Source organism: Sphingomonas sp. (assembly GCF_965200105.1).
Classification (GTDB): Bacteria; Pseudomonadota; Alphaproteobacteria; order Sphingomonadales; family Sphingomonadaceae; genus Solisphingomonas.
This window is the reverse complement of the sequence record NZ_CBDATN010000002.1, coordinates 1,032,236-1,043,680: the sequence shown is the minus strand read 5'-3', so window position 1 is coordinate 1,043,680 and position 11,445 is coordinate 1,032,236. Positions and strand designations below refer to the sequence as shown.

General features: G+C 65.9%; 8 protein-coding genes and 1 pseudogene. 2 read left to right on the top strand and 7 right to left on the bottom strand.

Annotated elements, in window-relative coordinates; translation table 11 throughout:
* Positions 1–157: 157 nt before the first annotated feature.
* The 5 genes from ACOFKX_RS06390 to ACOFKX_RS06370 form a co-directional block, all read right to left on the bottom strand.
* Positions 158–880, bottom strand: coding sequence for a hypothetical protein (locus ACOFKX_RS06390; RefSeq protein WP_419826212.1), 723 nt, complete (start codon positions 878–880; stop codon positions 158–160).
* Positions 877–3,870 carry a hypothetical protein gene (locus ACOFKX_RS06385; RefSeq protein ID WP_419826211.1) on the bottom strand — a complete coding sequence of 998 codons (2,994 nt, stop codon included), beginning with the start codon at positions 3,868–3,870 and terminating at the stop codon, positions 877–879. The genes ACOFKX_RS06390 and ACOFKX_RS06385 overlap by 4 nt, the downstream gene beginning before the upstream one ends.
* A gap of 747 nt (positions 3,871–4,617) precedes the next feature.
* On the bottom strand, positions 4,618–6,513 hold the full coding sequence (locus ACOFKX_RS06380; RefSeq protein ID WP_419826210.1) for a P-loop NTPase fold protein: 1,896 nt from the start codon (positions 6,511–6,513) through the stop codon (positions 4,618–4,620).
* A gap of 155 nt (positions 6,514–6,668) precedes the next feature.
* Positions 6,669–7,265 (bottom strand): hypothetical protein, encoded by a 597-nt coding sequence (locus tag ACOFKX_RS06375; RefSeq protein WP_419826209.1) that lies wholly within the window; start codon positions 7,263–7,265, stop codon positions 6,669–6,671.
* Between the two features lie 285 nt (positions 7,266–7,550).
* Positions 7,551–8,387 carry a helix-turn-helix transcriptional regulator gene (locus ACOFKX_RS06370; RefSeq protein ID WP_419826208.1) on the bottom strand — a complete coding sequence of 279 codons (837 nt, stop codon included), beginning with the start codon at positions 8,385–8,387 and terminating at the stop codon, positions 7,551–7,553.
* A 96-nt stretch (positions 8,388–8,483) separates the two neighbouring features.
* Between ACOFKX_RS06370 and ACOFKX_RS06365 the strand changes: the two genes are divergently transcribed.
* The gene (locus ACOFKX_RS06365; protein ID WP_419826207.1) at positions 8,484–9,386 is read left to right on the top strand and encodes an SDR family oxidoreductase; all 903 of its coding nucleotides are present in this window, start codon (positions 8,484–8,486) and stop codon (positions 9,384–9,386) included.
* A 225-nt stretch (positions 9,387–9,611) separates the two neighbouring features.
* Here the strand turns inward: ACOFKX_RS06365 and ACOFKX_RS06360 are convergent, their stop codons facing one another.
* Positions 9,612–10,124, bottom strand: coding sequence for an SDR family NAD(P)-dependent oxidoreductase (locus tag ACOFKX_RS06360; RefSeq protein ID WP_419826206.1), 513 nt, complete (start codon positions 10,122–10,124; stop codon positions 9,612–9,614).
* 121 nt (positions 10,125–10,245) lie between these two features.
* Positions 10,246–10,371: pseudogene (locus ACOFKX_RS06355) on the bottom strand (3-oxoacyl-ACP reductase); the annotation flags it as partial.
* A gap of 101 nt (positions 10,372–10,472) precedes the next feature.
* Here ACOFKX_RS06355 and ACOFKX_RS06350 point away from each other — a divergent pair.
* Positions 10,473–11,369 carry a LysR family transcriptional regulator gene (locus ACOFKX_RS06350; RefSeq protein WP_419826205.1) on the top strand — a complete coding sequence of 299 codons (897 nt, stop codon included), beginning with the start codon at positions 10,473–10,475 and terminating at the stop codon, positions 11,367–11,369.
* Positions 11,370–11,445: the final 76 nt, after the last annotated feature.

Sequence of the window (11,445 nt, the reverse complement as noted above, 5' to 3'; positions counted from 1 at the left end):
CCTATCGTCAGACCCTCGCCGTGTAGACGGGCTAGCAGCTCCTGCTTAATAAGTGCGCCGGACCCAAGCATTTAGACCGGCGGTCTCGCGTGAATGACCGGGTCAGGCGCTTCCTAAACACGCTGTGGCTTACAACCTGTCCGCGCCGGAACTGTCCTTAGCCGCGGGCCGGTCCGAAGATCCTGTGCATTTCCGCACGGATGACGCGTTCAAGGGCCTCCGATGCTTCCGCTCGCGTTGGGAACAGCGCTACGAGCTTCATCCATTCCTCCTGGCGTGGCTTGCGGAACTCGACGGCCTCGAGTGAGGGTAGTCCGACCTCTTCAGCGATCGAACTCACTACGCCGTCGAACAGGTGCGGCGGCCAGGCGCGATCCACCGCCGCCAGCAGCTGGTCGACACCGACTTGACCGTCTTCTCCCTCCTCACAAAGCTGAGCAAACGCACCGCGCAGCCCGAGCAGCATCGCATGTAAGGTGCGACAAAGATTGTTGCAGCGTATCGGCCAGTTACCGGGCGCGCCGTTCTGCAGGAGCCACGCCTCGGCGATGCGCCTCGTTCGTTCGTTGGCGCGGCTCGCCTCCGCCAAGTTATGCGATAGCATGGTGCGAAGAGCCTCGATATCGCGCTTACCGTCCTGGTAGGTCTTCGACACCTCGGGCCTGCTGCTTTTCAGCGACCGGGCGAGTTCCTTGAACATGACGCTGCCCGCCTCGTTCAGGAGCACATACCCCCAACTGACGATACGCACGAAGTGAAGCTCGTCTGGTGCTCCCGCCGGTTCGGGAACCGTGACCACTTGGATCAGGTGCCGTCCCGTCCGCGATGCGACTAGGTCGACGAACCCCTGAGCCTCGGCGCTGACCTCCTCGAATGTCACCGTGCGGAGCGCCGAGCGCTCACCCGGTCCGCGATGGGGCCCCTGTAGTTGAAGGCAATCGCGAAGTTTCGGACCGTGCGCCCTATGGCGAGCTGCTCGTTCGGGAAGGAACCCGCCACCAGATCCACTCGCCGACCTATTGCCTCGACGTAGATGGACCAGCGGTCGCCACCGATTTGCCGCTCGACGATCCCGGAGAAGGTGACGGGCTGTTGCTGTTCGTCGGTGATGACGTGGCGCGCCAGCACCCGTCCGGCCTCGACAAAGCGGGTCTCATGATCCAGTTCGCGCCACATCCTGATTGCGACGTCCTCGCTGCCCTCCAACCAGTTCATGACCGACTGCAGGTATCGATAGCGGTTCTGGAGACCCTCGAGCTGAGCGATTCCTAAGTCCAGTAGGACGGTTTTCGCGCGAATGCGGTCGTCGCGCAGGTGGGGAAGGGGCTGTCGCAGGCCTTTGAAGAGCCATCTTCTGGTCGATCTGATCCACTCCATGCCGAGTAGCAGCTGCAGGCAGCGAGGATCGCTCGAGATCCGGTCGTAGTGCTGGCTGAGGTATGTGGCTGCCGCCGACGCACGCTCGACGATGGCGTCGCCAAGGGGGCCATCGCCGCCGTCGCGGAGTGGCGCAAGCGCGCGGGCGCGAAGGTAGTAGCCCACCGCAGACCCCGCAGCGTCCAGGGCAGCAAAGGCGTCATCCCCAATGGACGCATCTTCCAGCACCTGGGAAACGGACAGGCGCTGGCGCTGGAATATGGCAAGCTGTGTCGGGTCCAAGCTGGCGGGATCAACAAGGTCGAGGGTCGCGAGAATGTCCGCTTTCAGCTCCAGCCGCTGTTCCGGGCTGAGGTCCTGAGCATCCTTCAGCACCCGACCGGGGACCCAAAGCGAGATGTCCAACGGGTCGTAAGTCTCGACGCGGCTGCTGGCGAGCCGGGCGGCGTCGCGCGCCGCCTTGTAGCTGGACCACACCCGGCCTGGGCTGACCGTGCGCTGAGCGCTGTCGGTTGCGAGATACCCGTAAGTGGCCGCACGCTCGACAAGCAGGTGCTCTCTAGTGCGGCGCGAGGCATGGATCCGACCGGCGCCCTCGTCGATTGCCTGCAGCGCTCCGTCTACCGCCGTCATCGCCTCGACGAGCAGGGCGGCCTTCACGTCGGGAACCAGGTCCATATGCCTCCGGACGTAGGCTCGCCTCAAGGCGGACTCTTGGAGCATCAGTCGCCCGTTCAGGACGCCATTTCGCTCACGCAGATGCGTGAGCGCCCGAGCCACGTCGGCGAACTGGTCCCTATACCGGTCGCCCGCCGGTCCATCCGGACCAAGCGCCTGTACGATGTCGGCGACGAAGCGGGTCTCGTCGCTGCCCTCGGGGCCGGCGCGATGCGCGCAGTGGATCAGGCCTATTAGCGCCTCAGCCTCGCCTTGCGGCCCGCCGAGCCGGCGGTTGCAGACGATTTCGGCCTCTATCTGTAGTCGCGCACCGATGAGCAGGTCCGAGCCCTCGCCGTCGCCGTAACTCCATCTGAACAGATCCTGGCCCCCAAAGAGGTCGAGGAGCAGGTTCGTGTCCGTTGCGCCGTTCGGCAGCATGAGATCGCTCGACACCGCACGGAGCACGAGCGCCACCGGGACGCTCTTAAACAGGCGTGACGCCGCCATGACGATGTCAATCACCCGACCGGCCGCCGCTGATGCATCGTCGGCCGGATCCTCCGGGAACAAAGGAATGTCCGCGTCCCCGAAGCCAGCCTCCAGCAGCGCGAGGCCAAGCGCGGTGGCTGGTCGCCGGGGTCGGGGGCGGGCACCCCGAACCCGTAGCTCCTGTTCGGTGAGCAGCACTTCGCGGCCAAGGCCCTCCGCTATTCGCCCACGGCTCTCGGGGAGATGCCGGTAGAAGCGTGCCAGCGCGTGCTCGGAACGCGAAACATCTTTGATGCTCGGCATCGCCTCGGGCACATGTTTCGAGACCAATTGCATCAGCCGAGTTTGCTCTCCCTGCGACAGCACGGCGGGCACCTCGATCGCGCGCTCCGCGCCGATCCGCGAAGGGTCCTCCACGCGGTAGCAGGAGCCGACGACGACAACGCGGTGCCCGGAACTGCGAAAGGACCCCAGCAGCTCGTCGTAACGGATTGGGGCGGCCGTCGAGTCCGCGATCACGAGGGTCGTCCCCCCTAGTTCGTCGACGGCCTGTAGGAACTCGTAGACGTCGCCCGTTTGAGGCATTCGCCCGTGGGCCATCAGCACCGCGTGGCCTGCGTCGCGAGCCTTCAACGCAAGGCGGAAGAGGGCGACAGACTTTCCGACTCCCGACTGCCCGTGCAGGACGATCGCGCCGCGCTCGGACTGATGGTGGGCAAGGGCCTTGACGATGCGTTCCCAGAGAGGGTGCTCAAAATCCCGCTCGATCGCGAAGCCCCGACGAATGCCGTCGGACGCGAGACGGGAGCCACCGATCAGGCCGTGGAAGCCGTGGAAGGCGAGCGCCTCCCACTCGGGAGGCAGCGGCGGCAGGAAACCCGTCCAAGAGTCGTCCACGATCGTTGTCGAGGCTTGCGTGACAAGCCGCAGCTGCGGGCCGACGACTAGCTTCCTGCCCCCCGCCAGGGTGATCAGCTCGGGCTCTCCCCAAGCCTCGGCGGGATCGACTTGGATGCCGGCCATCGCTTCCGCGACGACCTGGGCGAGCGACCTGGCATCCCTGACGAGCGATTCACTATCCCGAAGGCTGTTGAACGCCATCGCGTCGTCCGTCCCGAACGTCGGCTCGGGGCCGCACCAGAGCACCCCGCCCCGGGGGGCGGAGGCGATGAAGGCCAGCAGGTCCTCCGCGCGGAGCCAGTCGGTTGAGGGGTCGAACCCGTCCACCACGACGAGGCCAAGTGGCGTCGCGGTCTCCTCGATGTTGCGGAGCATGGAGATGGCGTGCCTTATCCGGCGCTGCACGAGCCCTGCACCAGTCGTGGGAGGTTGCATGTCGGTCACGGTGCCGCCGGCTCGGCCGAACAGATGGTAGACAGGAGGACGACGACGGCTCCTCAGAACTCGCGGCTGCGGAGTCCCGAGCAGCACGGGCTCGGGTTCGCGGCCCTCGCTGGCCAGTAAGTTCGCGAGCCCCGGATCTATTGACGAGGTAAAGACTGCGGAGAACGGAGCCTCGCAGATGGCCTCCAAAGCGGTTGAAGGAAGTCGACGCAGGAAGCGGCCCGCAAGCCACTTGTAAAAGGCGGCCGCGAGTGGTTCACCGCCGAGGAGGTTCGGCCAGGAGTCGCCGGTCCTCCCGGCCCGGCTGAGAGCTGCCGCGAGGACCGGGTCTCCGCCCGGCGCCCAACCTGCGGACTGGCCGAGGACGGCGACGATAGGCCTCTGCTCAAGCAGGGCACTCCGGAGCAGATCCACCCCATCCAGGACGGCCGGGGTGCCGTCAGCCGAGCCGACGGGCGGTGTATTTTCCATCCGCGTACATTAGCGGCTTGCCCGAGCGATCCGCAACTTCCACGTCCCAAGACGGGCGGCGGCCACTTTTCTATTTCATCGGCAACCTCAATTAAGCGGAACGTGTGTCCACTTTTTTGGAGGGCTAAAGCGTGCTCGAATGGCTGATTGTGGGTCGTCCTCAATCCGGGCTCATGAGTATGAACCGGACCAAGGCGGGGCAGGAAGCGCATCCATCTCGGTCGGCTAAGGGGAAAAAGTGCGTAGCGTCGGGAGGCTGCGTCGCCCGCGATGGTGTCAGTCGCCGATGGCCGGTTCGAGTGCGGACGCCGGGGGGCCGACCACACGCTTGCCAAGCGAGTGCCGCACGATACCGAGCAGGCGGTCCCGGGTGAGGGGACTCGCGCTCCCGGCCGCCTCCGTGAGGAGCGTCTCGACCCGCTGAGCCCAATCGGCCTCTCCGGCGAGCTCTCGCGTCAATCGCGCGTGGTCGTACCTTCGCAGCAAGCCCATGGCGATGGCGCGCTGCGCGGTCGGATTCAGTTCGAGGAAGGCGGCGACGAACTCCGCGGGATCAAGCGCGGCGAGCACCGGCTCACGCGCGTGCCGGCTGCCGGCGGCGTCGCCGGCTACCTGCTCCACGAAGCGGTCGGAATCGACGCGCATGTCGGCGAGGAGCGCCGCCGCGTCCGCTGGGTGCCGGTCGGTTGCCGCGGCCGCGCGCGTCGCAAGCAGGTGCTGGAACACCTCACCCATTTCGGGCGAGTCGGCCTGGGTCATGCCGAGACCGCCGTAGCCGCCGTACCGCATCTCGTCGCGCCCCGGCTCGGGCGCGAGCTCGATCGTACCGAGGTGGCGGAGGTAGTCGATGTAGCGCTTCGCGCGTTCGACGGTTTCTCCGCGGGAGAGCCCGGTGACGCCGATATCCGCGAGGTGGAGCTGCAGTCCGATCACGTGCATGATCTCTCCGCCGACCGTGAATTCGTGGTCAGCAAACTGCCGATCCATGGTCGTGATGGCTGCCAAAACCTCGTCCTCGGGCCGGTCGTAGGCGTGCCAGACCGTGCGCCACGCAGGCTCCTCGCCGGTCGCGAAGTGGGTGCTGCGGTCGACCGACTGTCGGACGGCCGCCCCGTCAACGACGCCTGCGATCAGCAGGTCGTGCAGCACGTCGTCGTTGAGCAGGTCGTCGTACAGGTGGATGCCGGGATAGCGGTCGTCGGCCGCGCCGAGCGGCGTTGGCGACTTCTTGTTGTTGAGGAAACCGAGCGTGATCCCGTGGATGCGGTCGCGCAGGTCAGGGGCGGTCAGCCTGCCCGCCTTGACCTCAAACGAGAGCGCCGTGAACAGGCGCAGTAGCGCCGTCATCCCCGCGCGGTGGGTCAGGTGGCGCTCCTCAAGGACGGCCACCACACGTTCCAGGTCCCACATGGTCTGCTGCAGGATGCGGAGGTTGCGGAGGCCCGACTGATCGTAGAGCGATGCGATCTCGCCCGCCTCGTCGCCGAGGAGCCGCGCCGCGCCCGGATGATCGATCTTCGAGCGGAACCACGCGTAGGCCTCGGCAAAGGCCGAGCGGACCTCGAGCGTTTTGCCCACGATCTTCTCGCGCCGGCGCGCGAAGGCGGCCCGCTCGTCCTCGGAGATCTCCAGGGTATTGGCGACGATGATCACCTTGCCGCCGTCATGCTCGACGAACTGGTTGATGTAGCCCATCACCTCGTTGACCTTCATGCCGCTGCGCTCGAGGTCGTCGAATACGTAGACGTCGGCCGCGAACCGGTCGAGGAGGTCCCCCTTTTCCAGGTCGACCTCGTACTTGACGTGCCGGAGCAGGGCCTTGACGACGCCGGTGGCGACCTTGGCCGCCTTGCCGCTCGCCGCTGGGTAGAGCGCGGCGAACAGCGCCTCCTCGATCTCGTCGCTCGACGTCATGCCGTAGAGGCTGACGTACGCGACCTTTCTCCCTTTCGACTCCCGCGCGAGGAAGGCGCGGAGGAGGTGCGTCTTGCCGACTCCCCAAGGCCCGTCGAGCAGCACCGCGAAGTGCGGCGCGTGCGGAAAGGCCAGGTAATGCGCCAGGTAGTCGCGTACGTGCCCGTTAGGATCGTTGGCGTCGGGCGTCGCCGGTGGCGCGGCGACCGCCGCCTCCGCGGACGGGGTGTCCGTGCCCGCGAGCGGTTCGTTTCTCATGCGCGTCGTTCCTCATCCGTCGCGGTCTTGCCGTAACCCGCCGGATGGCGCCAGGCCCCTCCCAGCGTGCCATCCGGACACGTGGCTAGCGCCATTCGCCAGGATCCTACCCTAGGGCTTGCACACCACGAACCCTACCACGGCGATAATTGCCCTTACGTCCCCTTGGCGAAGAGCCGTTCGAAATCCTGCAAGGTGTGGTCGAGAAGCCTGAGCGCGCCGTGGGTGAGACCAAGAACGAAATCTGGCGCGGCGAGTTGGTGCTTGTCGTGGTTGCGCACGAATGTCAGCGCATAATCCGCCTCGGTCGCCTCATCTTCGTATAAGGCGTCGAAAGCGTCGGTTCCCTCCGTCGCCTTTAACCTTGCGTGCTGCTCGTCCGAAAATAGGACTTCGAGTCTCACCTCAGCATCGCCCCATCCCTCGTCTCGGTAGGTCGCATGCTTGAACGTGTTGGCGATCGCTCTCGCCAGCGCAAAGTCAGGCAGCCAGGATAGAACCTCGTTCTCGAACAGCTGCTTGTCGACCTGCTTGCCCTGTCTCCGTGCCTCGACGTGTGCTGCTTTCTCGAGCCATTCGACGAGGGATGCCGCGGAGATACACGCATCCTGCAGAAGGTAGACCATGCCATCGATGTCTATCGGCTTTTCGGAACTGGTGCGCTTCAGCTCGAACTCATTCGCCTCCCAGTTGAGCTTCGCGTAGATGTCGTAAGGATCGTCATGGATGACCAGCCTGCCCGGTTGGTTCATCCACGGATGTTGCTTCTTCCCCCGCCTCGCCATTGATCCCCAATCTATTTCGTCGCGGACAATTACACCACGGCATGCTTATCGGTGGGTCATACTCTTGAGAAGGTGGAGGTTGTCCAGATCACCATGCTGTTCCCAGCCAAGCCGTTCCGGACGGGTGGATATGCTTGCCGGAGCGAGCAGCTTGATCACATGAACGAGCGTCCGAAGCTGGGGGAAGGCTTGGCCGGCCTGAGTGACCGAGTGTGGGTCGTAACGACCTGCGTTTGGGTTGCCCGTTTCTAGTCAGTCCTCGTGAACGTTCAGCAGCGACCGCAGCCGCTCGGCATCTGCTGGCGTGGCGGGGTTGTAAACGATCATCCCGAGTTCCGGCCGCCCTTCGACCGCGAACGAGGAGAACTCCATCGCGAGCAGCCCCGCGTCCGGGTGATGGATGCGCTTCACCCCTTCGCCGTGCGCGACCACGTCGTTGTCCTGCCATAGTGCCTCGAACTCGGGGCTGAGGCGGGACAGTTCGGCGACCAGCTTGTTCGCTGTCGCGCTGTTGTTGGCGCCCGCGCGCGCTACGTCTGCGCGAAAGGCGCCGACGACGAAGCGGGCGACGCTGTCCCAATCCTCATTCCTGGACCGGACACGGTCGCTGCCGAACATCAGCCGAAGGATGTTGCGCCCTTCGCGCGGCAGCTTGGAATAGTCAGTCAGCAGCGCAGCCGCCGCCCGGTTCCACCCGACCACGTCCCACATCGCCGTCTTGATTATCGCCGGGCTCAGCACCATCCCGTCGAGCACGCGCTGCAGCCGCGGGGAGATGCCGTCGACCGGCTGGTAGCGCGCCTCGGGTGGGCGGCCGAGGCCGAGCATATAGAGATGCTCGCGTTCCGGCTCGGTCAGCATCAGCCCCTTGGCGATGCGGTCGAGCACGTCGGCGGATGGCGCACCGCCGCGACCCTGTTCCAGCCAAGTGTACCATGTCGGGCTGATATTCGCGCGGCTTGCCACCTCCTCGCGGCGCAGTCCGGGTGTACGCCGACGGCCACCGCCGAACCCGAACGCCGCTGGATCGAGCCGGGCGCGGCGATCGCGCAGATAGGTGCCGAGCTGGTTGTGTGCTTCGCTGGCCACGGTCGATCCTGTTGGAAGCTATACCACGATAACGTCACTACTTTAACACGCTTGGGTAGGTCGCGATATGCCGCCCTGACAAGAAGGAGTTATCTCATGCGCGTGTTCCTGACCGGCGCGACTGGCTTCATCGGCTCGCACGTCATTCCCGAGCTACTTGGTCGCGGCCATCAGGTGCTCGGCCTCACCCGCTCCGACGCCGGTGCCCGGCGGCTCGAAGCAGCCGGCGTCGAAGTTCATCGCGGCGACCTGGAACAGCCCGAGACGCTTGCGAGCGGCGCGGCGGCGGCGGACGCGGTGATCCACTGCGCGTTCGACCACAATTTTGAGACCTTCTTCGAAAACACCAAGAAGGACGAGCGCGCCATCGCGGCGATGGGCGAGGCGCTGGAGGGGACCCAGAAGCCGATCCTGATCACCTCGGGCGTCGGCATCGGCACGCCGCTGAACGGCGGCCCAGCGACCGAGGACGTGCTCAACCCTCGCCACGCCAATCCACGCATCGCGACCGAACTCGCCGGCGCAGGCCTGATCGCGCGACGCATCGACGTGCGCACCATCCGGCTGCCGCAGGTGCACAACACCACCAAGGCCGGGCTGATCACGCCGCTGATCGCCGAGGCGCGCCGTGCCGGAGCGGTGGCGTATGTCGGCGAGGGGCAGACGCGCTGGTCCGCAGCGCACGTTACCGACGTGGCGAAGCTCTACGTCTTAGCGTTAGAGGAGGGCGAGCCGGGCGCGCGCTACAATGCGTCGGTCGAGGAGGGCGTCACTGCACGCGCGATCGCCGAGGCGATCGGAACGGGCGCCGGATTGCCGGTCCGCTCGATCGCGGCGGATGAGGTCGAGCGTTATTTCGGCTGGATGGCACCGTTTGCTGCGCTCGACATGACCGCGTCGAACGCCTGGACACGCGCGCGGCTAGAATGGGAGCCGACCGGCCCCGATCTGCTCACCGACCTCGCCGCGATGGATTACCCGGCCAGCGCCGCCGCTTGATCGACCGCCGCCCGCCCTGGGCAGTATCGTCGAGCCGGCGGGCGGCCGCTTGAACCACTCCGGAGTGCGGGGCATCGAAATATCCGCTCACATGAAGCAACAGTCGCCTCTGGGAAGCTCGACCTGAGCGCAGCACATTGGACTTGGGTCAAGCGGATCAGGCTGACGCAGGCGGCGCGCCAACCTGATCCGCTTCGAACAGTCTTGGGCCGAGCGGCAGATAGCTCAGATCGCCTGCCCGCCTGAGACCTCGATCCGCTGCGCGTTTACCCAGCGATTGTCCTCCGACAGCAGCGAAGCGATTATCGGACCGATGTCGTCGGGCAGGCCGGGACGGCCGAGTGCAGTCACCTCGGCGATGTGACGCGCGATCTCGGGATTGTCGCGCACCGCGCCGCCGCTGAAGTCGGTCTGGATGGCGCCCGGCGCGACGGTGTTGACCGCAATCCGGCGCGGCCCCAGCTCCTTAGCCATGTAGCGGGTCATCACCTCGACCGCGCCCTTCATCGCGCCATAGGCGATGCGGCCGGGATAGATGATACGGGTGAGCCCCGACGAGATGTTCACGATGCGGCCGCCGTCGGCGATGAGCGGCAACAGCGTCTGCGTGAGGAAGAACACGCCTTTCACGTGGACCCGGTATGCGGCGTCGAAATCCTCCTCGGTAATGCTGCCGAACGCGCCGGCGTGCGAGGTGCCGGCCATATTGACGAGGAAGTCGAACCGCTCGACCCCCATTCGCCGAGCACGCGCCGGACCTCGTCGGCAAAGGCCGGAAGGCGGCGGTGTTGCCGGTGCCTAGCTGCAACGCCACCGCACGCGCGCCTGCTTGTTCGACGGCGGCAACGACCTCGGTCGCCGAGGCGCGGTTGCTGTTGTAGGTGAAGATCGACGAGACGCCGCGTCGGGCGAGCGCCTCGACCGTCGATCGGCCGAGGCCGCGGCTGCCGCCGGTGACGAGCGCAATTGGGGACTGTTCAGACATGATGAGCTCCGTTCCAATGATGGCTTCAAGGTAGAGCAGTGCTGACCTCTCGATTAGACCGCCATTGCCGACAGCATTGTTCTGGCTCACGGAACGATCACATGGACAGGTTCAGCACCCTCGACCTCTTCGTTCGCATCGGCGACCGCGGCAGCTTCAGCGCTGCGGCGGCCGATCTCAGCATCTCGCGCCCAGTCGCCACCACTGCGATCAAGGACCTCGAGCAGCGGCTCGGCACACGCTTGCTCCAGCGCCCGACGCGTCACGTCCAGGCAACGGTCGAGGGCCAAGCCTATTATCGCCGCTGCGTGGCGATCCTCGCCGACTTGGAGGATGCGGATCGCGGCGCCAGTGGCGCGGTCGCCGGGCTGCTGCGCGTCGACGTCGTCGGTAACCTAGCCCGTACCATCCTGCTCCCGGCGTTGCCAGAGTTCCTCGCCCGGCATCCCGCGCTTACCGTCCATCTCGGTGAGGGCGAGCGGTTCGTCGATCTCGTGAGAGACGGCGTCGACTGCGTCGTGCGCGCCGGCGAGTTGGCGGATAGCGACATGGTGGTGCGCCGGCTTGGCTCCATTGAGGAGATTACGGTCGCGAGCCCAGCCTATCTCGCCAACCACGGAACACCAGGATCACCGGACAGCCTCGACGGGCATAATATGGTGGGCTTCGTCTCCTCGCGCACCGGCCAGCCGCTGCCGCTTGAGTTCACGCGCGACGGCAAGGTGGTGGAGGTCGCGCTGCCCGCGCGCGTGCTGGTCAGCGGCGCCGACACGAGTGCCGAGGCGGCGCGGCTTGGCCTAGGGCTTGTCCAGGCGCCGCGCTATCGCTTTGCGGACGATCTCGCCTCGGGCAGGCTGCTCGAAGTGCTGGTCGAGTTTCCGCCCACGCCGACGCCGGTTTCGGTCCTCTATCCCAGCCGCCGCCAGCTATCGCCGCGGGTCCGCGTGTTCATTGACTGGCTTGTCGAGACGGTCAGTCCGCAGCTCGCACCTGCCTAGTCGCAAATTCGGCCCCAGCGTATCGAGCAACGCTTAAATCTCGGCAGCGCTCTGCCTACTGAACCGTACAGCCTCA

What these genes read in the sequence shown, in the direction of transcription:
- ACOFKX_RS06350 (WP_419826205.1), top strand. Translation starts at nt 10,473, where the DNA reads ATGGACAGGTTCAGCACCCTCGACCTCTTCGTTCGCATCGGCGACCGC.
- ACOFKX_RS06365 (WP_419826207.1), top strand. Translation starts at nt 8,484, where the DNA reads ATGCGCGTGTTCCTGACCGGCGCGACTGGCTTCATCGGCTCGCACGTC.
- ACOFKX_RS06380 (WP_419826210.1), bottom strand. Translation starts at nt 6,513, where the DNA reads ATGAGAAACGAACCGCTCGCGGGCACGGACACCCCGTCCGCGGAGGCG.
- ACOFKX_RS06375 (WP_419826209.1), bottom strand. Translation starts at nt 7,265, where the DNA reads ATGAACCAACCGGGCAGGCTGGTCATCCATGACGATCCTTACGACATC.
- ACOFKX_RS06360 (WP_419826206.1), bottom strand. Translation starts at nt 10,124, where the DNA reads ATGGGGGTCGAGCGGTTCGACTTCCTCGTCAATATGGCCGGCACCTCG.